The organism is Mesorhizobium sp. CO1-1-7 (genome assembly GCF_020164885.1).
In the GTDB taxonomy this organism is placed as follows: Bacteria; Pseudomonadota; Alphaproteobacteria; order Rhizobiales; family Rhizobiaceae; genus Mesorhizobium; species Mesorhizobium australicum.
In genome coordinates, this window is sequence record NZ_JAIUHA010000006.1 from 368,467 (window position 1) to 388,401 (window position 19,935).

Below are 19,935 nucleotides of genomic sequence, written 5' to 3' on the forward strand. Positions count from 1 at the left end.
CGGAGGTCGCGGCATGGATCCTCGGGTCTGCGCGGCGTCGCTACGCTCCTTGCTCCGCCCGTGGATGACGAAAAGACGGCGCTTCCGCGCCGAGCCGGTGCCCGCCCTACTTCCCGTTCCATTTGCGCACGACCGGCTCACCGAAATCATGCTCGTAGCCGAGCACGCTGATGCTGGCCGTGTCGAGCACGAACAGCGCCCCGCCTTCCGGCGGCAGGCCGAGCCAGCGGGCGGCCAGCACGCGCAGGAAGTGCGCGCTGGAAAAGATCAGTATGTCGGCATTGGCCTTGCGCAGGCGCTCGATGATCCCGTCGGCGCGGTTGCCGACATCGGCCGCCAGCTCGCCTTGCGGACAGCCGTCGCGAAACACGTTCCAGCCCGGCCGCTCGGCCAGGATCTCTTTCGTCGTGCGCCCTTCATAGGCGCCGTAGTCCCACTCCTGCAGATCGTCCATCTTGACGCTTGTCGCGCCAAAGCCGGCAAGCACGCTGGTGTTGTAGGCGCGCTGCGAGGGGCTCGACCAGACGGCTGAGAACGGTAGGCCTTTCAACCGCTCCGCAACACCCCGCGCGGCCGCCTCGCCGGCCGGCGTCAGCGGCATGTCGGTGCGCCCGGTATGCTGCCCCGAAAGGCTCCATGCCGTCTCGCCATGCCGGACCAGATGGATTTGGGGGAACGCACTGCTCATGGGGTACCTTTCGATGTCGGCGGCACCTTAGAGGACGATGCGGCAAAGGGGAATCCGGGGTACTGGCGAAACCTCGCCTGGCCCTGATTCCCGCCGCATTGGCACAATGATTGAGCGTGCGGCATAACTATCTCTGCTGGATAGTCATCAGGCACGACAGGCAACACCATCATGTACAAACATCTGCTCATCGCCACCGACGGTTCTGACCTGGCCGGCAAGGGTGTCGCCCAGGGCCTCACACTGGCCAAGGGCATCGGCGCCGCCGTCACCTTCGTTACCGTCTCGGAACAATTCCCGATCTTCGCCTGGGGCGGCGCCATGGCCGGCTATGCCGCCGGCGACGAACTGGTCACCTATCGGGAGGAAGCGCGCCGCTATGGCAAGGAAGTGCTCGACAAGTGCAAGGCATCCGCCGACGCCGCCGGCGTGTCCGCCACGCTGGTCCATGTCGAGGACAAAAGGCCGGCCGAAGCGATCCTGGAACTGTCGCGGGCGCAAGGCTGCGACCTGATCGTCATGGCCTCGCACGGCCGCCGGGGCCTCGGCAGGCTGCTTCTGGGCAGCCAGACGGCGGAAGTGCTGTCCTACACCGAGATCCCGGTGCTGGTGGTGCGGTAGCGGCCACAACCCGATATTTTCAAGCTGGCGCCATCGGTCAGCGCGGTTTCACCGGTGCGGCTTCATTCGCCAGGGCATATTCAACCCGTGGCGGATGCCCGAAGAGCTGTTTGTAGGCGCGGCTGAAAGCGGCTTCGGACTCGTAGCCGATGCGCAAGCCGATCTCACCCACGCGTGCGTCTCGCCTGGCCAGCAGATCGCGGGCCAGGCCCAGCCGCCATTCATTCTGGTAGCGCAGCGGCGAGCGCCCGACGAGCGCGGCGAAGCGCTCGCAGAAGCTGGAACGGGACATGCCGGCCTTGTCGGCCAGTTCATTGATGCTCCACCGCTGCAGCGGCCTTTCGTGAATGGCTTTCAGGGAACGGGCGATGCGTGCATCCGAAAGCCCGCCGAGCCAGCCCGTGGCGCGTCCTTCGTGGACCCAACTGCGCAAGGTGCGGATGACCATGAGATCGATGATGCGGGAAATCATCAAAGCCGCCCCGGGCTGGGCGTCGCTGGTTTCGACCATCAGGAAAGGCAGCATTCCATCGACCCACCCTGCCCCCTGGGCACGCTCGATATGGATGCATCGTGGCAAGGCGAAGATCATTCCCCGCAGGCTGTCAGGATCGAACCAGAAGCGGCAGGCGACGATCGCCACCTGCGGATGCGACGCCACCAGCCGCAACGCGCCGGGACCACGAGGCAGGAGCACGAGGTCGCCGGCCTCTATGACGACAGGGGCCTGATCCCCACTCTCCATGCGCAGCGCGCCGACGGTCACCACGACGATATGGGCTTGGCCCTCGTCGAGATCGAGTTGCTCCGCCTGTGCCAGCGCGCGTGAAAAAACCTCGTCGCCGGTAAGCCTGATCTGCGCCAGCACATGCGAGAGAAGGTCCCCGGAGACACCGGCACGCGGCCCTCCATCCGGAAGAATGGTCAAATTTTCAGGCGATTCCATCATGGATGCGGCCGGCCGGCTCCCCTACATTCTTTACGACGATAACGCATTTTCGTGCTGATTATGCGCCGTTTTTTCGTTGGATCAAAACCAATCCCGCAGCCAAGGCTGCGAGAACGGGCTGTTCCAATCATCCAACCCGGCGGGCGTGATTCCAAATCGATCAAGCGGATCAATCACCGTCCAACAACAAGACAGGAAATTCCAATGAGCACTCAAACCATCCAGGCGCCCGGCGCCGCATCGCAGTGGCTGAAATCCTATTATTTCCTCCGGGCCGGCTTTTCGGTCGCCTGGGTGGCGGCGGCCTTCACCCTTGGCAAAAGCGTGCCGCCGGTCGCGGCGCTACTCCTGGTCGCCTATCCCTTGTGGGACGCTATCGCCAATATTCTGGACGCGCAGCGCAGCGGCGGCCTGAAAGCCAATCCCAGCCAGGCGCTCAACGCTGCGGTCAGCACGATCACGGCCATTGCCGTCGTCATCGCACTTGAGCAGGGCCCGCACGCGGTTCTGGCGGTGTTCGGTGCGTGGGCGGTTCTCGCCGGCCTGTTCCAGCTTGCGACCGGCGTGCGCCGTTGGCGGGCAGGCGCGCAATGGGCGATGGTGCTGAGCGGTGCGCAGTCAGCGCTGGCCGGTAGCTTCTTCATCAAACAGGCAATCGGCACCGCGACGCCTGGCATCACCGACATCGCGCCCTATGCCGCGTTCGGCGCCTTCTATTTCCTCGTCTCGGCCGTATGGCTGGCCGTCACGCAGGCACGCAAGCCCACGTAAAGGCCTGGGACTGGTTGCCGCGGCGGCCTTCGCTCAAACCACTTCCAGCACCTTGCCCGTGTCGTGCTGGCGCACGAAATCGACGCGGCCGCCGTCCCAGTGGTAGCTGTAGTGGCGGCCCTGAACCGGGACACCGATGGCGTCGGGCCAGAAGATGCCGATGCACTCCCCATCGGGCATGCGCACGCTGTTCCACACCAGCCCGTCGCTGCCGGCGGCCCGCAGCGCCCGCCCTTCCGCCTGCGACGCCGTGTAGTCGTCGGGATCGAGCACGCCGGGCACGGCGTTGACGTCGTCGAGGTCGCGATCGACGCTGCCGATCAGCACGCGGAAATCGGCCGTCCAGCCGGGCGCCTCGTTGGTGGCACGCATGAATTTCTGATGATGGTGGATGGTTTCGGCCAGCGCCACGTCCTCGCTGTCGCCGGCGTAGTAAATGCCGTAGCTGCCGTCCGAAAAACGGCCGGGCCGAAGGACGGAACAATGCACGAAAGGTGCCATGACGAAGCTGGCGCCAGGACCGGAAACCCGCCTTGCGGCCGGCACCTTGCCGAGATCGCCAAGCTCCAGCCGGATGCGCGGGTTGGTCTTCTCCTCGACGGCGGCGAGCGCCTCCCAGTCGCGCGGATCGGCGATGTCCTCGAACAGATCGATCGGCGGATGGATGGAGCGGATGATGCGATAGGTCTGGGGCCAGTGGACGCGGCGCCGGACCGCGAGCCCACTCACCATGCACCACGCTCCGCGTCGAGCCATTCGCGCATCGCCGCGAGATCGGAAATGTCGCCGCGCAGCATCACGTCGAGCGCCGACTGCCCGCCAAAGGTGGCATTGGGCTTGCGTATCCAGGCATAGCCGCGCGCCGGCTCGGTGAAGAGGTAGCGCAGCCCCTTGTGGATGCCCATCAGATGCGCCATGCGGGTGCGCAGGTCGCGGTCGATCCGGCCGATGCCACCCTCCTTCCAGCGCGCCCAGGTGCGCGCCGAAATGCCGCCAAGCAGGACGCAGGCCTCGAAGTCGGTGAGGTTCCAGGCCTTGAACAGGTTGACCGTGGTGCGCGCCAAAGCGCCTGCCTCTTCATCCGAAATGGCTGAGCCGACAGTGGCCGGTGTGGCGGTGATGGCTTGAAGCTGCATGTTTAGACCTCGCTAATTGGCAGATATATAGCATGTATATGCCAATTGGCAAGGCGGGGAGCCATTGCCAGTGAAGACCGCACTGATGGCGATTAGATGGTCCGAACAATATTGCATCAACAATTACGGTCGAATTTCCCGGTAGTTGGATTTCCAACTAAGGTCGCGCGTGCCCCTAAACGGTCCTTGGCGCGGTTCCGCGACCCGTGACAAACCGCAAGATCGGTCGAGCGCGTCATGTCCGCATACGCTTTAGCTGGTGCTGCCACGGAGAACGGAATGATGAAGGCGGCGCTTCAAAACTACCATGCCCGGATGCAGAGAGTGTTGGATCATATCGACCAGCATTTGAACGGCAATCTGGACCTGGATGCTTTGAGCGGCATCGCGGCATTTTCCAAATACCATTTCCACCGGCAGTTCACGGCGACCTTCGGGCTGTCCGTGCATCGCTATGTCCAGCTTGCCCGCATGAAGCGCGCTTCATACCGGCTGGCCTTCAGGGATGCCGAAAGCGTCACGGACATAGCGATGGATGCCGGTTACGATGCACCGGACGCCTTCGCCCGCGCCTTTCGGCAACGGTTCGGGCAGTCTCCTTCATCGTTCCGGAAGTCGCCCGACTGGGCACCGTGGCTTGCGGCCTTCGGGCCTATGGACAATGCAAGGAGCAAGCTCATGCACATTACCTATGACCACGACGACGTGACGATCCGCGATGTGCCCCCGACGCCGGTGGCGATCATGGAACATCGAGGCGACCGGGCGACACTCGGCGACACCATCCAGCGGTTCATCGCCTGGCGCAAGGCCGCCGGCCTGTCACCGGAGACGAGCCCGACCTTCAACGTCTTCCGTTCCGAGAGGATCCCCGCCAACCCAGCCGATTACAGCATGGACCTGTGTGTCGGGACTGACCTGCCGATCGACGCTGATGACGGGCAGATGATGGCTGGCGTGATCCCCGGCGGACGCTGCGCGGTGTTGCGCGTCGTCCACAATACCAACAACCTGGAGCCAGCCGCGCTCTACCTTTATCGCGACTGGCTTCCTGCCAGCGGCGAGGAAGCGCGTGACTTCCCGATCTATTGCCAACGGCACTTTTCGATGTTCCCGAATGTGCCGGTGCCTGATGTGGTCTGCGAATTGTTTCTGCCGCTGAAATAGGGCCTTCTGACGGGACCTGTCCCTTCTGACCGGGCCGGCGTTGCGCCGGCCCGAAAGTCCTGCACTACTCCGCCGCCTCGTACCCCGCGATGCCCTTGATCTCGAGGAAATCCTCGAGCCCGTATTCGGCGTATTCGCGGCCGTTGCCCGACTGCTTGTAGCCGCCGAAGGGCAGGCCGGCGTCCCATTGGGGATAGTTGATGTAGACATTGCCCGAGCGCATGCGGGCCGCGACCTCGCGCGCCTTCTGTAGGTCCTTGGCCTGGATGTAGGAGGCAAGGCCGTAGACGGTGTCGTTGGCCTGCTCGACAGCCTGCTCGACCGTGTCGTAGGGCAGGATCGCCAACACCGGCCCGAAAACCTCCTCGCGCGCGATGCGCATGTCGTGGGTGACGTCGGCGAACACGGTCGGCCTGACATAGTAGCCGCGATTGAGTTCGGCAGGGCGGCCGGGGCCGCCGGCGACCAGCCTGGCACCCTCGTCGATGCCGCTCTGGATCAGGTCCTGGATCTTGTCGAACTGGACCTGGCTGACGACTGGGCCGAGCTTGGTGTTGGCGCCGTCGGCCGGACCGACCGTGAACCTTTCCGCCGCCGTCCTGGCATATCCCGCGGCCTCGTCGTGGCGGTCGCGCGGCACGAACATGCGCGTCGGCGCGTTGCAGGACTGGCCGCTGTTGCTGAAGCAGCCGGCGACGCCCTTGCTAACGGCGGTGGCGAGGTCGACATCCGGGAACAGGATGTTGGCCGACTTGCCGCCAAGCTCCTGATGCACGCGCTTGACGGTGTCGGCGGCAGCCTTGGCCACCAATATGCCTGCCCGGGTCGAACCGGTGAACGACATCATGTCGATGTCGGGATGGCTGGACAGCGCCTGGCCGACGCCAGGGCCGTCGCCATTGACGAGGTTGAACACGCCCTTCGGCACGCCGGCCTCGTCGATGATCTCGGCGAAGATGATGGCGTTGAGCGGCGCGATTTCCGACGGCTTCAGCACCATGGTGCAGCCGGCGGCGAGTGCCGGACCGACCTTGCAGGTGATCTGGTTCAGCGGCCAGTTCCAGGGCGTGATCAGGCCGACGACGCCGATCGGCTCCTTGACCACGAGATGGTTGCCCTTGACGTGGCGGAACTGGAAATTCTTCAGCGTCTCGGCCATTTTGGCCAGATGCGCCAGGCCGATGCCGACCTGGCTGTCGAGCGCCATCTGGCGCGGCGCGCCCATCTCGCGCGACACGGCGACCGCCAGGTCCTTGCTGCGCTTCTTGTAGACCTCGATGACGCGGTTGAGGATGTCGAGGCGCTCCTCGACCGAGGTGAAGCCATATGTGTTGAAGGCGCGCTTGGCGGCGGCCACCGCCTTATCGACATCGGCCCTGGAGCCGAGCGAAATCCGCGCGAAAGCGTCCTCGTTCGATGGATCGATGACGTCGAGCGTGTTGGGCACGACAGGATCGACCCACGCGCCATCGATGTAGAACTGCAGATCGTGTGACATGGTCTCTCCTTGGGGTGCCGCATGGCCGGTCAGGCCGTGATATCTGGCTAGAAATAACGATGCGCAAACGGCGCTGTCAAACGCAACCCCCGAACTGGTTGAGCCAACGCGGCAGTGGTTGAGCCAGAGGGCTGGACCAGCGATGAGCGGACTATAGCAGCGTATGCCCGGCTTCGCCCAGCAAACCTCTTGCCGCAGGCTCGTCAGCCGCTTTCACCAGCAGGTGATCGCCATCGAAAGTCGATACCAGGAAGATGCCCAAACCGTTTTCCGACAGCGGCCTGATGACGGACAGCACGATGCCGGTTTCGTCGAACGCGAACGGCCCCTGCAATTTGAAGGCGACCCAGTCGCGGTCATGCTTGACGGCATCGGGCACGCGATCCTGAAGGCAGGTGATCGAGAGCTCGTCGTCGGTCCTGGTGATGCTGACGAAACCTGGTCCGTCCGCCCAGCCAGGGATGCCGTCAGCGGCCTGAAGCCGCGAAATCGCGTAGAGCCCGGACAGTTGCTTCAGCGTTATCCTCGCAGCCATCGTCGCGCTCCGATCGTCATGCCAACCTCTTGCTCATATAGACCGTCACGCCATTCATGAACGGCTCTTCCCGGTCGACCGTATAGCCGTGCCGCTTGTAGAGCGACACGTTGGCTTCGAAGGCGCCGTTGGTCAACAGGCGAAGCTCGTTGCGGCCCGCCTCGCGCGCCTTGATTTCCGCACGCTCCAGCAGGAGCCGGCCGATACCCCTGCCCTGCGCTCCCGGCGCGACGCAGACGTTCTCGATCCACAGGTGATCGTCGGCCAGCGTGGTCTCGATCATGCCGACGATGCGGCCGTCCTCGACGGCGAGGTCGAACGGATGCTCGGCGACGGCCTTTTCGTAGTCGGCGCGCATCGGCAGCGGCTCGCGGCCGATCACCGGCACCCATTTGGCATAGGCGGCACGCACGATGTCGCGGATGGCGGCGGCATCGGCGGGTTCGGCCGGCCGAAACCGGATGGCGGACTCGATGGTCATGACAGTGCTCCAGGCATGAAAAACCCCGCCGGCTGTTGTCGCGGGCGGGGCTGGAAACGAGCGAAGCGGATTTATCCTGCCGGCCTTTGTCGTCGCGCAATCAGCGTGCCGCTCCACGCTGGGCGGAAGCGGCGTCGCTTGGCGATGACGGGCGCGGGAACGAACATCGCGGCAAGCTGGAGCAGCAACGTTCCCGCGTCAAGACAACGCCTCGGCCTGTCATTGGGCCAAACCGTCGGCAACGCCTTGGCCTGATACGGCTGGGACCCTCAGCGATCGATCCTCGCCGCCTGTTGCGGGGAGTATCGTTCTCCCTGGACGGCAATCGCGGAGACCGCGTTCTCGATATCGCGAAGATCGTCCGCGGTCAGGGCAACGGCGAGAGATCCGATGTTTTCCTCAAGGCGGTTTAGCTTGGTCGTGCCTGGGATGGGAACGATCCAGGGCTTGCGCGCCAGCAGCCAGGCAAGCGCGACCTGTGCCGATGTCGCGTTCTTGTCAGCCGCGATCGCGACGATGGCGTCGACCAGTGCCTGGTTTGCCTGGCGGGCTTCCTCCGTGAACCGCGGAACGCTGTTGCGGAAATCGTTGGCATCGAACGTCGTCCCGGCGTTGATGGCGCCGGTGAGGAAACCCTTGCCCAGCGGACTGAAAGGCACGAAGCCGATTCCCAGTTCCTCGAGGACCGGCAGGATCGCCTCCTCGGGTTCACGCCACCAGAGTGAATATTCGCTCTGAAGCGCGGCGACCGGCTGCACCGCATGAGCGCGGCGGATGGTGCGCACGCCCGCTTCCGAGAGGCCGAAATGCTTCACCTTGCCTTGGCTGATCAAGTCCTTCACCACGCCAGCCACCTCTTCGATCGGCACGACCGGATCGACCCGATGCTGGTAGAGAAGATCGATGTAGTCCGTCCTCAGCCGCTTGAGAGAGGCCTCGACGACGTCGCGAATATGCTGCGGCCGGCTGTCCATGCCCTGATGTCCGGCCGCACCGGCGATGTCGATGCCGAATTTGGTGGCGATCACCACCTGGTCGCGGATTGGCTGCAACGCCTCGCCGACGACCTCTTCGTTCCTGAACGGTCCGTAGACCTCCGCCGTGTCGAAGAAGGTGACACCGCGCTCGAATGCCGCCCGGATCAGACGGACCGCATCCGGCGTCTCCATCGGCTGCCCGTAGGACTGGCTCATGCCCATGCAGCCAAGGCCGATGGCCGAGACTTCGAGGCCGCTGTTTCCAAGTGTGCGCTTTTGCATCGTCAGTGTCCCTTCTTCTCGGCGTCGGCCTGTTCGAAGACGTTGCGGGCGATGCCGATCGCGGTGCTTGCCGGCGGCCATCCAGCATAGAAGGCAAGATGCGTGATGGCCTCGATGAGCTCGTCAGGGGTTACGCCATTCTCGAGCGCCCGCTTCATGTGGAACGGCATCTCGTTGATCCGGTAGCCCGAGACCAGGCTGGCGACGGTGACCAGGCTGCGGTCGCGCGGCGAGAGGCCGGGGCGTTTCCAGACGTCGCCGAAAAGCACCTCGTCGGTATAGGTGCCGAGTGCTGGAGCGATGTCGGAAAACGGGCTTTTGGGAGGCGCTGGGGCATCGGTCATGAGGGTCTCCTTCTTGTGCTATCGGTGGGTGCGCGGCCTGGTCGGTCAAATCCCGTATTGTTCGTCGGTGACATGCTCCATCCAGTCGACGACCTTGCCGTCGAGCGCTTCGGCAATGGCGATATGGCTCATCGCCGTTGTCGGCGACGCCCCATGCCAATGCTTTTCGCCCGGCGCGAACCAGATGATGTCGCCGGGACGGATCTGTTGGATCGGCCCGCCTTCGCATTGCACCAGACCGGCGCCCGACAGAACGATAAGCGTCTGGCCGAGCGGGTGCGTGTGCCAGGCCGTGCGCGCGCCGGGCTCGAAGGTCACGGTGGCCCCGCCGACGCGCGCGAGGTCGCTGCCCTTGAAGGGTGCATCGATGCGCACCGCCCCGGTGAAATATTCGGCGGGCCCCTTCGCCGAGGGCTGCGAGCCGCTTCGTGTGATCTCCACGTTTTCCGTCCTTTCGTCATGCCGGGAGGACATTGCCGCCAGGCCAGGAGCGCCGGCTTGTTGGGCCGATTGCGTTCTATTTAGGGGCTGCGATGGTCATGAGTAGCTGCTATATCCGGCATGTACTTATGAGAGAAATTCATCAATGCCACGCGACAATCTGAATGAGTTGACCGCCTTCCTCGCCGTCGCGCGCGAGAAGAGCTTCACCAGGGCGGCGGCCAAGCTTGGCGTATCCCAATCGGCGCTCAGCCATGCCTTGCGCACGTTGGAAGAGCGGCTGGGCGTACGGCTTTTGACCCGCACCACGCGCAGTGTCTCGCCGACCGAAGCCGGCGAACGCCTGGCCCGCACCGTCGGACCGAGGCTCGACGAGATCGAGAGTGAGCTCGCCGCCTTGAGCGCATTGCGAGAAAAGCCCGCCGGAACCATCCGCATCACCGCCGGCGAACATTCGGCCAACACGGTCCTATGGCCGGCCATTGCCCGGCTGTTGCCGCAATATCCCGACATCCGGATCGAGATCGTCGTCGACTACGGCCTGACCGACATCGTCGCCGGGCGTTACGACGCCGGCGTACGGCTGGGCGAACAGGTGGCGCGCGACATGATCGCGGTGCGCATCGGGCCGGACATGCGCATGGCGGTGGTCGGATCTCCGGCCTATTTCGCAAGCCGGCCGAAGCCGCGCACGCCGCAGGACCTGACCGATCACAATTGCATCAACCTGCGCCTGCCGACCCATGGCGGGCTCTATGCCTGGGAATTCGAGAAGGCCGGACGCGAGCTGAAGGTGCGCGTCGACGGCCAGTTGATCTTCAACACGGCGGGGCTGCGCATGAATGCCGTGTTGGCCGGCGTCGGCCTCGCCTATCTCCCGGAGGATCAAGTGACGGCGCATCTCGCCGATGGCCGTTTGTTGCGGCTCATGGCCGACTGGTGCCCGCCGTTTCCCGGCTACCACCTCTACTATCCCAGCCGCCGCCAGGCGACGCCCGCCTTTACGCTGCTGGTTGATGCGCTGCGTTATCGCGGCTAGCCTACGGGTCCAGGAACCAATTCAGCCGGACAGCGTTCACGGTGGTTAAATGGAACCTTGCGCATGACGGACCTGTCGAACAGTTCGACACTCGATCTATCCCATCAAATCCTCGATAATCTTCCTGTCGCCATCTACACGACCGATAGCGAAGGCAGGATCACCTATTTCAACCGGGCCGCGGCCGATTTTGCCGGGCGCGAGCCCGAGCTCGGAAAAGACCAGTGGTGCGTAACGCACAAGCTGTTCACGACCGACGGGCAGGTGTTGCCGCACGACCAATGCCCGATGGCCGTTGCGTTGCGGGAGAACCGGCCGGTCAGAAACCAGTCGGCCATCTCGCAGCGTCCCGACGGCACGCGCGTGCCCTTCCTTCCCTATCCCACGCCGCTCCATGACGACCAAGGCAGGCTGGTCGGGGCCGTCAACATGCTGTTCGACCTCACCGACCGGCATCTTGCCGACGAGGCCAGGCATCATCTGTCGGCCATCGTGGAATCCTCCTTCGATGCAATCGTCAGCAAGGATTTGAACGGCGTCATCAAGAGCTGGAACTCAGGCGCCCAGCGCCTGTTCGGTTACACCGCCGACGAAGCGGTCGGCAGGTCCGTGACGATGCTGATACCCGATGACCACCTGGACGAGGAGCCGCGCATATTGGAGCGCATCCGCAAAGGCGAGCGGGTCGAGACCTACGAGACCATCCGCCGCCGCAAGGACGGCAGCCTAGTGCCCGTATCCCTGACGATCTCGCCCGTACGCAATGCCGTCGGCCGGATCATCGGCGCCTCCAAGATCGCCCGCGACATCTCGATAGCCAAGGAGAGCGAATATCGCATCCGCATGCTGATGCGCGAGGTCAACCATCGGGTCAAGAACCAGTATTCCGTCATCATCTCTATGATCCGCGAGACCAGCAAGAGGTCCTCGACACCGGCGGAGTTCGAACGCCAGGTGCGCGAGCGCATCATGGCGCTGTCGCTCTCGCACGACCTGCTGGTGTCCGGCGACTGGCGAGGCGCGACGATTTTCGAGCTGCTCCTGGCACAAGCCAAACCGTTCGGCAACGAGGAACGGATTTCCATGGCTGGCCCTTCCCTGACGCTGAACCCCAATGCCGTCCAGTATCTCGGCATCGCCTTTCATGAACTGGCGACCAACTCCGCCAAATATGGCGTGCTTTCGGCCGCCGAGGGAACGATATCGGTGCAATGGAAGGTGAGCCAGGCAGGCGCCCTGAAACGGTTCCAGCTGATCTGGAAAGAGCGCGATGGTCCTCAGGTGCAGAACATCGGCCATGGCGGTTTCGGCACCGTCGTGCTCCAGCGCGTCGCTCCAGCAGCTGTAAGTGGCACCGGCATTCTCGAATATGACAGCCACGGCGTCACCTGGACCCTTGAAGCCCCCTTGTCGCAGCTCGAAGCCTCGGTCGACAGCGAGCACGTCGACCCACAGGCGATCGACGAGGTGATCGGCGGACCGGAATTCGAAGTCCTTCCCTGATGCCGCACTCGCATTCCGGCATCTCCGCTCTATGTCTTCCCCGAACAAGCATTTCTCGCCGTCCGGAACAGTCGTGGAAGACATGCGGTTGGCAAAGCACCGGAGCATGCTATGACCGATGAAGATCTTGCCAATAGCTATCGTGGTTACATCGCCTGCCTCAACGCCCAGGACTGGCGGAGCCTAGACCGCTTCGTACACCAGGAGGTGCACTACAATGGCGACCGGGTCGGCCTGTCGGGTTACCGCGACATGCTGGAGCGGGATTTTCGCGAAATTCCCGATCTCTATTTCGACATCCAGCTGCTGATCGCCGATACGCCCTTCATAGCGAGCCGCCTTCAATTCAACTGCACGCCGAAGGAAATTTTTCTCGGCCTGCCGGTCAACGGCAGGAAAGTGTCCTTCAGCGAGAACGTCTTCTACGAGTTTCTCGACGGCAGGATCAGGCACGTCTGGTCGGTGATCGACAAGGCGGCGATCGAAGCGCAGCTTTAGGCCGGCCCCTTCCTCAGCTTTCGAGGCGCGGCCAAGACCGTTCGTAAAAATCGATCATTCTAACGAAAATAATTCGTTGGAAAGATTAGTCTTGGAATGACATTTCTCCGGCATCCTCGCACGGAGAATTGCATTGTCGTCCCTGACCCACGCCGCGAACGGTATTCCGAAGGGCCTGATTTCCGCCGAGCTGGCGCAGGGTCGCAAGCGCCTCGATTTCGTGAGGAACGGCATCATTCCCGGCATCGTGCTGGTGGCGATGATCACGGCCGTCGCCTTCTCGGCCCGCAATGTCTCCGGTTTTGCCCTGTTCAGCCCGATGATCCTGGCCGTCGTCGCTGGCATGGTCTATTCCAACGTGCTCGGCACACCGGTGCACGCGAAGGCGGGCATCGCCTTTTCGCAAAAGCGCCTGCTGCGCTTCGCCATCGTGCTGCTCGGCTTCCAGCTGACGCTTGGCCAGGTCGTCTCGATCGGCGCCGGCGGCGTCGGCATCGTCGCACTGACCCTTGGCGCCACCTTCGTCTTCACCATCACGCTCGGCCGGCTGATCGGCGTCGACGCCAAGCTCACCCAGTTGATCGCCGCCGGCACCTCGATCTGCGGTGCCTCGGCGATCGTCGCCACCAACATCGTCACCGATGCGCGCGACGAGGACGTCACCTATGCCGTCGCCTCGATCACCTTGTTCGGCACCATCGCCATGCTCGGCTTCCCGCTGCTAGCGCCGCTGCTCGGCCTCGACCAGCACGCCTTCGGACTGTGGGCCGGCGCCTCCATCCATGAGGTGGCGCAAGTCATCGGCGCCGGTTTCCAGAACGGCACCCAATCCGGCGAGATCGCCACCGTCGCCAAGCTGACCCGCGTCGCCATGCTTGCGCCGATGGTCATCGCGCTCGGCCTGATGGCGCGCCGCAAAAGTGACGACCAGTCGGCTGCACGCCCGCCCATGCCGTGGTTCGTCGCCGCCTTTGTCGCCGTCGTGGCATTGAACAGCCTGGTTACGATACCAGCCGAAGTGAAGCAGGCGGTAGTGCTGGCCACCACCATCATGCTCACCATGGGGCTGGCCGCCATGGGCCTGCAGGCGGACATTTCGCAACTGCGCTCGCGCGGCCTGCGCCCGCTGGCGCTCGCCTTCTGCGCCTTCCTGTTCATCGGCGGCTTCAGCCTGATGCTGGTGAAGGTCTCAGGGTAACTAATCCTGGAACGAACTCGCCGCGACATAGATCGCCGCCAGCGCCTCGATGCCGGCCTGGTCGGCACTGTCGAAGCGGCCGGGCAGCGGGCTGTCGAGATCGAGCACGCCGAAAACGCCCTCCTCGTCCACAAGCAGCACGACCAGCTCGGAGCGCGAGGCGGCGTCGCAGGCGATGTGGCCGGGGAAATCATGCACGTCCTTGATCAGCATCGAGGTGCCGAGCTCGACCGCCGTTCCGCATACGCCTTGGCCGACGGCAATGCGCACGCAGGCCGGCTTGCCCTGGAAGGGTCCCAGCACCAACTCTTCGTCCGACGCCAGGAAATAGAAGCCGGCCCAGTTGAGGTCGGGCACCATCTGGAAGATCAGCGCCGCGGTGTTGGCGGCGTTGGCGATCGAATCGTGCTCGCCCTCGAGCAGCGCCTTCAATTGCTTGGCAAGGTCGCGGTAGAACGCGGCCTTGTCTGAGATATCGATGGCCTGGGCCGCGAACATGATTTGTCTCCAAACTGGGAATCGCGGTTCCGTTTCCGCAAACCCTGCACCAAACGACCACCGGACCATCCTAGGCAATTCCAGGAAAATGCGAAACGGTTTTCCGTTCGAAATTCTGTCCGTTGGCGCCTTGGCGCTATCTCCATTCCCGGCGCAAGATTTGATTCCGGCGGGAGAAAAATTTCAAAAGTATTATTTCGAAGCGCGGTCTCCTGACGCCGACAAGGAGGCCAAATTATTCGAAAGATTGAATTTTTCCTTCCGCGCGCCTATTTATCGAGAAGTTCATTTTCACGATTTCACGCGCGAAGGAGATTTCTTCAATGGCCGACGGCAATCAGACGATCATGCAAAAAGCTGAAGCCCGCTTTGTCGACAAGCAGAAGAAAACCGCGGAGCGCAACAAGGCAACCGCCGAATACATGTCCGAGGCGAGGGCCAGGGAGATCAAGACGGCAAGGCTGAGGGAATTGCGCCTGGCCAAGGAAGAAGCCGATCGCGTGGCAGAAGCGCTGAACCCGGCGCCGAAAAAGAAGCGTGTGGCCAAGAAGGCATAGAGTCACTCCAAGGACGTGAGCGGTCTTCCGCTGGGCTTGCACCAAGTCAAGGAATGCGGCGGCTCAAGCCACGTCTGACGTTCCAGCCATGCAATGATCCTGCCGACCAAGGGCAAGAGCGTCCAGCTCCACACCGCGGCGCGTTCCCTTTCACCTGCCTTTCGGCCTCGAAGATGCGAAACGTCGCGGCCGCGCGCGAAATAGCGGATGGTACCGAGGAACCCTGATCTGGCCATTTTCCTCTTGATCGGTCCCCCGTTCTGGCCTAGCCTTCAAGTTGAGAAAAGGTTTTTCCAGACAGTCCCGATGGGGTTCGGCCGTTGGCCGGGCTTTATTTCGGTCGGTAAGGGAAAACCTTTTCCCAACCAAGGATTTTTGCCGCGATGGCATCGGACGATCAGCCAGTTCCGGTCTTTCCCAAACCCGTCACCTTGCGTGACGTGGCCGCGCGGGCCGGCGTCAGCGTTGCCACCGCATCCAAGGCGCTCAACGACCAGGGGCGCATGACCGCCGAGACCCGCGAGCGCATTCGCGAGACGGCGCGCAGCCTTGGCTTCCGGCCTAACAGCCTGGCGCAGAGCTTGCTGAGGCGCCGCTCCTTCACTGTCGGCCTGCTCACCAACGACACCTATGGCCGATTCTCGCTGCCGCTGATGTCGGGCATTTCGGATGCGCTGGTCGATGCCGGCGTTTCGGTGTTCCTGTGCAATGTCGAGGAGGATCCCCGCCTCGGCCAGCTCCATGTCGAGGCCATGCTCGACAAGCGCGTCGACGGCATCATCGCCACCGGCAAGCGCATCGACCGCCATCTGCCCATCGATCTCGCCAATTTGCGCATCCCGGTGATCTACGCCTTCACCCAGCCCGATCCCGACGCCGTCGCCTTCGTTTCCGACGATGCCGGGGGGGCGCGGCTGGCCGTCGAGCATTTCTGCCGGCTCGGCCGCAAGCGCATCGCCCATGTCACCGGCCCGGCCAGCTTTGCCGTGGTGCATGAACGGGCGCTGGCCTATCGCGCCGCGCTGATCGAGAACGGCCTGCCCGTCATCGAACCCATGCTCGGCGCCTGGTCGGAAGCCTGGGGACATGAGGCGGTGACGATCCTTTTCGATGGCGGGGGAGAAAAGCCAGACGCCGTCTTCTGCGGCAACGACCAGATCGCGCGCGGCGTCATCGATGCCCTGCGCGAGCGTGGCTTGAGCGTTCCCGGCGATGTCGGCGTCATCGGCTTCGACAATTGGGAGATCGTGGCCGAGGCGACCCGTCCGCCGCTGACCTCGGTCGACATGAACCTGACAGCACTCGGCCGCGAGGCCGGGCTGACCCTGCTTTCCCTGGTCGGCGGCAAGCCCGCCGCGCCGGGCATCCGGAAACTGCCGTGCCGGCTGGTGGTGCGGCAGTCCTGCGGCCGCCTGCCCGACGGCTGAAAAGACGGCTGAGAAACGAAGCGCCGCGATCGGCGGCAAGCCGCGCATCGCGGCCAAATGAGGAGGAGGAGAACATGAGGACTTTGATTGCCAAACTGGCCCCGACCAAATTGGCCCTGACCAAATTGACGTTGACGGCTGCCGTTCTGGGTTGCGGCCTGCAATTTGCCGCCGCCGAAACCGCCAACATCTGGGTACGCGCCGACGGCTCGAACTTCATGCCGAGGATCGTCGACGCCTTCAACAAGGCGAACAAGGACCAGGTCAAGCTCGACATCATCCCCAATGCCGAGATCATCCCGAAATATGGCGCGGCCGCGGCCGGCGGCACGGCGCCCGACGCGCTGTCGCTCGACCTGATCTACACGCCCTCCTTCGCGGCCGCCGGCCAGTTGGAGGACATCACCGACTGGGCGAAGTCGCTTCCCTATTTCGCCAGCCTGTCGCCCGCGCATGTGAAGACCGGCACCTACAAGGACCGCATTTACGGCCTGCCCTTCTCGGCCGACGCCTCGGTGCTGATCTGGAACAAGAAGCTGTTCAAGCAGGCAGGCCTCGACCCTGAAAAAGGCCCGGCCAACTGGGCCGAGATCGAAGCCGACGCCGAGAAGGTCAACGCGCTTGGCGGCAACATCAAGGGCTTCTACTTCTCCGGCAATTGCGGTGGCTGCAACATCTTCACCTTCACGCCGCTGATCTGGGCCTCGGGCGGCGACATCCTGTCGGAGGACGGCTCCAAGGCGACGCTGGACAGCCCGCAATTGCGCGGCGCCATCGATCTCTACCGCTCGATGGTCAAGAAGGATTTGGTGCCGGCGGGCGCGCAGACCGACACCGGCGCCAATTTCTTTGCCGCCTTCGCCGCCGGCAATATCGGCATCTCGCCCTCCGGCGCCTTCGCCATCGGCGCGCTCAACACGCAATATCCTGATGTCGACTACGGCGTCACCTTCCTGCCGGGCAAGGATGGCAACTGGTCGTCCTTTGCCGGCGGCGACAATTTCGTCGTCACCAAGGGCACCAAGAAACTCGCCGTGGTGAAGGAGTTCCTGGACTTCGCCTATTCGCTCGAAGGCCAGACGATCCTCGCCAAATACGGCAGCCTGCCGGTGCGCGGCGACATCGCCAAGGACGCGCTGAAGGAGCTCGACCCGCGCTACCAGATCGCCGCCGAGGCGATGGCCAAGGGCAAGACGCCGTATTCGGTGGTGTTCAACGACCTGATCAACTCCGCCAACGGCCCGTGGACGCAGATGATCAACGAGGTGTTCTTCGGCGACGACGTCGATGGCGCCATAGCAAACGCGCAGGAGACCATGCAGTCGATCATCGACCAGGCGCCGCAGAAGTAGCGCCGCCTCCACCTCCCCCTTGAGGGGAGGTCGGACCGCAGGTCCGGGTGGGTCGTCTCGGCAGTGCTCCGACGTTCCTTGATGTCGGCGCGCTTGGCGGAGGACCCCACCCCCGGCCTTCGGCCGGACCCTCCCCTTGAGGAGGAGGGGACGCAGCGCCAGGGAAACAGCCATGACCACCATCACAGCCTCAACCACCGCCCCGCCCCGCGCCCGAAGGCTGGTCGGCGTCGGCCGCCGGCAATGGATTGGCCTGCTCTATGTGGCGCCGGCGGTGGCGCTGGTCATGCTGTTCTTCGTCATTCCGCTCGGCATGACGGCCTGGATGTCGCTGCACAACTGGCCCTTGATGGGCGAGCACTCCTTCATCGGCCTCGGCAATTACTGGGCAATCCTGCGCGACACCAGGTTCTGGAACGCGCTGAGATTCACCGGCTACTACACGCTGATCGTCACCATCGCGATCTTCGCCGTCGCCTTTCCGCTGGCGATCTTCATCGAGCGGCCGCGCCCGTTCACCAACCTCTACCGCACCATGTTCTTCATGCCGGCGGTGGTCGGCTTTGCCTCGGCGAGCCTTTTGTGGTCGTGGCTGCTCAACGTCGATTCCGGCCTGTTCAGCCCCGCCGCCTACGATCTCGGCCTGATCGACAAGAAGTTCAACCTGCTCGCCACCTTCCAACCGGCCTTCTGGTCGATCATCGCCATGGTGGTGTGGAAGGTCGCTGGCTTCACCATGATCATCCTGATGACCGGCCTGCAGTCGATCCCGCAGGATCTGCAGGAGGCCGCCGTCATCGACGGCGCCGGGCCGTTCGCCAGGTTCCGGGCGATCACCTTGCCGCTGATGCGCCGCACCCTGGCGCTGGCGCTGATCCTGTCGGTCGCGGGCTCCATCCTTGCCTTCGACCAGTTCTACATCATCCTGCGCGGCGGCCCGCGCAACCAGACGCTGACGGCGGTGTACTGGATCTTCAACCAGTCCTTCGTCTCGTTCAAGCTCGGCTATGGCGCGGCACTCTCGATGGTGCTGCTGGTCATCCTGGTGGCGCTCAGCCTCGTCCAGCTCTGGTTGCTGCGCAAACCCGAGGGGCTCGACTGATGGCGCAGGCGATATCGGGCACAGGCAAGCTTGCCGCGCGCTTGGCCAGGCATTCCACCGGCATCGTCGCCTCGGTGCTGTTCGTGGCGCCGATCGTGTGGACGGTGCTGTCGGCCTTCAAGCCGGCGCAGGAGGCGCGCCTGCCGCCGCTGCCGCCCTGGCCGACGACGGGCTTCTCGCTGGAGAACTATCAAACGCTGAACAGTTTCGGCGACGGCCTGTGGGCCTCGGCGCAGAACAGCATCTATGTCTCGGTGATGACGGTCATGCTGTCGGTCATCGTCAGCGTGCTCGCCGGCTACGGTTTTTCGCGGTTTCGGTTCCCGTTCAAGGACTTGTTCTTCGTCCTCATACTGTCGACGATCATGATCCCGTTCCAGTCGATCCTGACGCCGATCTTCCTGGTGCTGACCAAGCTTGGCCTGCACAACACGTTGACCGGCCTGGTCGGCGTCTATGTGACGCTGCAGCTGCCGTTCTCGATCTTCATGATGCGCAACGCCTTCGACGCGGTGCCGCGCGAGATCGAGGAGGCCGCGCGCATGGACGGCGCCGGCAACGCCACCATGCTCATAAAGGTCATGCTGCCGCTGGTCTGGCCTGGTGTCGTCACCATCGCGCTGTTTGCCTTCCTCGGCGCCTGGAACGAATTCCTTGCTGCCCTGGTGCTGATGACCGACCAGTCCAAGTTCACGCTGCCGGTGATGATGACCGCACTTCAGTCCGGCCGCTTCGGCGCCATCGACTGGGGCGCGGTGCAGGCGGGCGTCACCGTGATGATGGTGCCGTGCCTGATCCTGTTCCTGGCTTTGCAGCGCTTCTACATCCGCGGCCTGATGGCCGGGGCCGTCAAATAGAGCATGGTCCCGAA

Annotated in this window: 24 protein-coding genes; 13 read left to right on the forward strand and 11 right to left on the reverse strand. The window is 63.7% G+C overall.

Translation table 11 applies throughout. The features are described 5' to 3' along the window. Positions 1-106: 106 nt before the first annotated feature. Entirely contained in the window at positions 107-688 is a 582-nt protein-coding gene (locus LB516_RS15735; RefSeq protein ID WP_140876506.1) for a histidine phosphatase family protein, read from the reverse strand. A 171-nt stretch (positions 689-859) separates the two neighbouring features. On the opposite strand from LB516_RS15735, the gene LB516_RS15740 reads away from it, so the two are divergent. Then, positions 860-1,309: a universal stress protein gene (locus tag LB516_RS15740; protein ID WP_140716523.1), complete on the forward strand. Its 450-nt coding sequence runs from the start codon at positions 860-862 to the stop codon at positions 1,307-1,309. A gap of 37 nt (positions 1,310-1,346) precedes the next feature. Here the strand turns inward: LB516_RS15740 and LB516_RS15745 are convergent, their stop codons facing one another. Next, entirely contained in the window at positions 1,347-2,258 is a 912-nt protein-coding gene (locus LB516_RS15745; RefSeq protein WP_224719911.1) for an AraC family transcriptional regulator, read from the reverse strand. Positions 2,259-2,462: 204 nt separating this feature from the next. Here LB516_RS15745 and LB516_RS15750 point away from each other — a divergent pair, with 204 nt between their 5' ends. Further along, positions 2,463-3,029: a DUF308 domain-containing protein gene (locus LB516_RS15750; protein ID WP_224719912.1), complete on the forward strand. Its 567-nt coding sequence runs from the start codon at positions 2,463-2,465 to the stop codon at positions 3,027-3,029. Positions 3,030-3,062: 33 nt separating this feature from the next. On the opposite strand, the gene LB516_RS15755 is transcribed toward LB516_RS15750, so the two are convergent. Both LB516_RS15755 and LB516_RS15760 read right to left on the reverse strand, forming a co-directional pair. Next, positions 3,063-3,761 carry an RES family NAD+ phosphorylase gene (locus LB516_RS15755; RefSeq protein WP_140663555.1) on the reverse strand — a complete coding sequence of 233 codons (699 nt, stop codon included), beginning with the start codon at positions 3,759-3,761 and terminating at the stop codon, positions 3,063-3,065. Next, on the reverse strand, positions 3,755-4,165 hold the full coding sequence (locus tag LB516_RS15760) for an MbcA/ParS/Xre antitoxin family protein (protein WP_015316785.1): 411 nt from the start codon (positions 4,163-4,165) through the stop codon (positions 3,755-3,757). The genes LB516_RS15755 and LB516_RS15760 overlap by 7 nt, the downstream gene beginning before the upstream one ends. 282 nt (positions 4,166-4,447) lie before the next feature. Here LB516_RS15760 and LB516_RS15765 point away from each other — a divergent pair, with 282 nt between their 5' ends. Next, positions 4,448-5,332, forward strand: a complete 885-nt coding sequence (locus tag LB516_RS15765; RefSeq protein ID WP_140618069.1) for a GyrI-like domain-containing protein — start codon at positions 4,448-4,450, stop codon at positions 5,330-5,332. Between the two features lie 64 nt (positions 5,333-5,396). Here LB516_RS15765 and LB516_RS15770 read toward each other — a convergent pair whose 3' ends face one another. The 6 genes from LB516_RS15770 to LB516_RS15795 all read right to left on the reverse strand — a co-directional run bounded on the left by LB516_RS15770 (position 5,397) and on the right by LB516_RS15795 (position 9,890). Beyond that, positions 5,397-6,830 carry an aldehyde dehydrogenase family protein gene (locus LB516_RS15770; RefSeq protein WP_140716529.1) on the reverse strand — a complete coding sequence of 478 codons (1,434 nt, stop codon included), beginning with the start codon at positions 6,828-6,830 and terminating at the stop codon, positions 5,397-5,399. Between the two features lie 151 nt (positions 6,831-6,981). Then, positions 6,982-7,365, reverse strand: a complete 384-nt coding sequence (locus LB516_RS15775; protein ID WP_140824338.1) for an ACT domain-containing protein — start codon at positions 7,363-7,365, stop codon at positions 6,982-6,984. Between the two features lie 16 nt (positions 7,366-7,381). Then, positions 7,382-7,846, reverse strand: a complete 465-nt coding sequence (locus LB516_RS15780; RefSeq protein ID WP_224622598.1) for a GNAT family N-acetyltransferase — start codon at positions 7,844-7,846, stop codon at positions 7,382-7,384. A 269-nt stretch (positions 7,847-8,115) separates the two neighbouring features. Next, entirely contained in the window at positions 8,116-9,105 is a 990-nt protein-coding gene (locus LB516_RS15785) for an aldo/keto reductase (RefSeq protein ID WP_140617884.1), read from the reverse strand. A gap of 2 nt (positions 9,106-9,107) precedes the next feature. Beyond that, positions 9,108-9,449 carry a carboxymuconolactone decarboxylase family protein gene (locus LB516_RS15790; RefSeq protein ID WP_224719913.1) on the reverse strand — a complete coding sequence of 114 codons (342 nt, stop codon included), beginning with the start codon at positions 9,447-9,449 and terminating at the stop codon, positions 9,108-9,110. 45 nt (positions 9,450-9,494) lie between these two features. After that, positions 9,495-9,890 (reverse strand): cupin domain-containing protein, encoded by a 396-nt coding sequence (locus tag LB516_RS15795; RefSeq protein ID WP_224622602.1) that lies wholly within the window; start codon positions 9,888-9,890, stop codon positions 9,495-9,497. A 145-nt stretch (positions 9,891-10,035) separates the two neighbouring features. On the opposite strand from LB516_RS15795, the gene LB516_RS15800 reads away from it, so the two are divergent. The 4 genes from LB516_RS15800 (at position 10,036) to LB516_RS15815 (ending at position 14,128) form a co-directional block, all read left to right on the forward strand. Then, on the forward strand, positions 10,036-10,929 hold the full coding sequence (locus tag LB516_RS15800; protein ID WP_140876518.1) for a LysR family transcriptional regulator: 894 nt from the start codon (positions 10,036-10,038) through the stop codon (positions 10,927-10,929). A gap of 63 nt (positions 10,930-10,992) precedes the next feature. Then, positions 10,993-12,432 (forward strand): PAS domain S-box protein, encoded by a 1,440-nt coding sequence (locus LB516_RS15805; RefSeq protein WP_224719914.1) that lies wholly within the window; start codon positions 10,993-10,995, stop codon positions 12,430-12,432. Positions 12,433-12,543: 111 nt separating this feature from the next. After that, positions 12,544-12,930, forward strand: a complete 387-nt coding sequence (locus LB516_RS15810; RefSeq protein WP_224719915.1) for an ester cyclase — start codon at positions 12,544-12,546, stop codon at positions 12,928-12,930. A gap of 133 nt (positions 12,931-13,063) precedes the next feature. Further along, positions 13,064-14,128, forward strand: a complete 1,065-nt coding sequence (locus tag LB516_RS15815) for a YeiH family protein (RefSeq protein WP_224719916.1) — start codon at positions 13,064-13,066, stop codon at positions 14,126-14,128. On the opposite strand, the gene LB516_RS15820 is transcribed toward LB516_RS15815, so the two are convergent. Further along, entirely contained in the window at positions 14,129-14,626 is a 498-nt protein-coding gene (locus LB516_RS15820) for a GAF domain-containing protein (RefSeq protein WP_224719917.1), read from the reverse strand. It lies immediately after the preceding gene. Between LB516_RS15820 and LB516_RS15825 the strand changes: the two genes are divergently transcribed. The 6 genes from LB516_RS15825 to LB516_RS15850 all read left to right on the forward strand — a co-directional run bounded on the left by LB516_RS15825 (position 14,607) and on the right by LB516_RS15850 (position 19,921). Further along, a complete protein-coding gene (locus LB516_RS15825; protein ID WP_140824329.1) occupies positions 14,607-14,987 on the forward strand; it encodes a hypothetical protein in 381 nt (126 codons plus the stop codon). The two genes, LB516_RS15820 and LB516_RS15825, sit on opposite strands and share 20 nt — an antisense overlap. Beyond that, on the forward strand, positions 14,950-15,183 hold the full coding sequence (locus LB516_RS15830) for a hypothetical protein (protein ID WP_015316770.1): 234 nt from the start codon (positions 14,950-14,952) through the stop codon (positions 15,181-15,183). The genes LB516_RS15825 and LB516_RS15830 overlap by 38 nt, the downstream gene beginning before the upstream one ends. Positions 15,184-15,566: 383 nt before the next feature. Next, the gene (locus LB516_RS15835; RefSeq protein WP_224719918.1) at positions 15,567-16,610 is read left to right on the forward strand and encodes a LacI family DNA-binding transcriptional regulator; all 1,044 of its coding nucleotides are present in this window, start codon (positions 15,567-15,569) and stop codon (positions 16,608-16,610) included. 74 nt (positions 16,611-16,684) lie between these two features. Continuing rightward, positions 16,685-17,962: an ABC transporter substrate-binding protein gene (locus tag LB516_RS15840; protein ID WP_140716548.1), complete on the forward strand. Its 1,278-nt coding sequence runs from the start codon at positions 16,685-16,687 to the stop codon at positions 17,960-17,962. 172 nt (positions 17,963-18,134) lie between these two features. Continuing rightward, positions 18,135-19,064, forward strand: coding sequence for a carbohydrate ABC transporter permease (locus LB516_RS15845; RefSeq protein WP_140876526.1), 930 nt, complete (start codon positions 18,135-18,137; stop codon positions 19,062-19,064). Beyond that, positions 19,064-19,921, forward strand: coding sequence for a carbohydrate ABC transporter permease (locus LB516_RS15850; protein WP_140617877.1), 858 nt, complete (start codon positions 19,064-19,066; stop codon positions 19,919-19,921). Before LB516_RS15845 ends, LB516_RS15850 begins: the two co-directional genes overlap by 1 nt. The last annotated feature ends 14 nt before the right edge of the window (positions 19,922-19,935 follow it).

What these genes read in the sequence shown, in the direction of transcription:
- LB516_RS15735 (WP_140876506.1), bottom strand. Translation starts at nt 688, where the DNA reads ATGAGCAGTGCGTTCCCCCAAATCCATCTGGTCCGGCATGGCGAGACG.
- LB516_RS15740 (WP_140716523.1), top strand. Translation starts at nt 860, where the DNA reads ATGTACAAACATCTGCTCATCGCCACCGACGGTTCTGACCTGGCCGGC.
- LB516_RS15745 (WP_224719911.1), bottom strand. Translation starts at nt 2,258, where the DNA reads ATGATGGAATCGCCTGAAAATTTGACCATTCTTCCGGATGGAGGGCCG.
- LB516_RS15750 (WP_224719912.1), top strand. Translation starts at nt 2,463, where the DNA reads ATGAGCACTCAAACCATCCAGGCGCCCGGCGCCGCATCGCAGTGGCTG.
- LB516_RS15755 (WP_140663555.1), bottom strand. Translation starts at nt 3,761, where the DNA reads ATGGTGAGTGGGCTCGCGGTCCGGCGCCGCGTCCACTGGCCCCAGACC.
- LB516_RS15760 (WP_015316785.1), bottom strand. Translation starts at nt 4,165, where the DNA reads ATGCAGCTTCAAGCCATCACCGCCACACCGGCCACTGTCGGCTCAGCC.
- LB516_RS15765 (WP_140618069.1), top strand. Translation starts at nt 4,448, where the DNA reads ATGAAGGCGGCGCTTCAAAACTACCATGCCCGGATGCAGAGAGTGTTG.
- LB516_RS15770 (WP_140716529.1), bottom strand. Translation starts at nt 6,830, where the DNA reads ATGTCACACGATCTGCAGTTCTACATCGATGGCGCGTGGGTCGATCCT.
- LB516_RS15775 (WP_140824338.1), bottom strand. Translation starts at nt 7,365, where the DNA reads ATGGCTGCGAGGATAACGCTGAAGCAACTGTCCGGGCTCTACGCGATT.
- LB516_RS15780 (WP_224622598.1), bottom strand. Translation starts at nt 7,846, where the DNA reads ATGACCATCGAGTCCGCCATCCGGTTTCGGCCGGCCGAACCCGCCGAT.
- LB516_RS15785 (WP_140617884.1), bottom strand. Translation starts at nt 9,105, where the DNA reads ATGCAAAAGCGCACACTTGGAAACAGCGGCCTCGAAGTCTCGGCCATC.
- LB516_RS15790 (WP_224719913.1), bottom strand. Translation starts at nt 9,449, where the DNA reads ATGACCGATGCCCCAGCGCCTCCCAAAAGCCCGTTTTCCGACATCGCT.
- LB516_RS15800 (WP_140876518.1), top strand. Translation starts at nt 10,036, where the DNA reads ATGCCACGCGACAATCTGAATGAGTTGACCGCCTTCCTCGCCGTCGCG.
- LB516_RS15805 (WP_224719914.1), top strand. Translation starts at nt 10,993, where the DNA reads ATGACGGACCTGTCGAACAGTTCGACACTCGATCTATCCCATCAAATC.
- LB516_RS15810 (WP_224719915.1), top strand. Translation starts at nt 12,544, where the DNA reads ATGACCGATGAAGATCTTGCCAATAGCTATCGTGGTTACATCGCCTGC.
- LB516_RS15825 (WP_140824329.1), top strand. Translation starts at nt 14,607, where the DNA reads ATGGCCTGGGCCGCGAACATGATTTGTCTCCAAACTGGGAATCGCGGT.
- LB516_RS15820 (WP_224719917.1), bottom strand. Translation starts at nt 14,626, where the DNA reads ATGTTCGCGGCCCAGGCCATCGATATCTCAGACAAGGCCGCGTTCTAC.
- LB516_RS15830 (WP_015316770.1), top strand. Translation starts at nt 14,950, where the DNA reads ATGGCCGACGGCAATCAGACGATCATGCAAAAAGCTGAAGCCCGCTTT.
- LB516_RS15835 (WP_224719918.1), top strand. Translation starts at nt 15,567, where the DNA reads ATGGCATCGGACGATCAGCCAGTTCCGGTCTTTCCCAAACCCGTCACC.
- LB516_RS15840 (WP_140716548.1), top strand. Translation starts at nt 16,685, where the DNA reads ATGAGGACTTTGATTGCCAAACTGGCCCCGACCAAATTGGCCCTGACC.
- LB516_RS15845 (WP_140876526.1), top strand. Translation starts at nt 18,135, where the DNA reads ATGACCACCATCACAGCCTCAACCACCGCCCCGCCCCGCGCCCGAAGG.
- LB516_RS15850 (WP_140617877.1), top strand. Translation starts at nt 19,064, where the DNA reads ATGGCGCAGGCGATATCGGGCACAGGCAAGCTTGCCGCGCGCTTGGCC.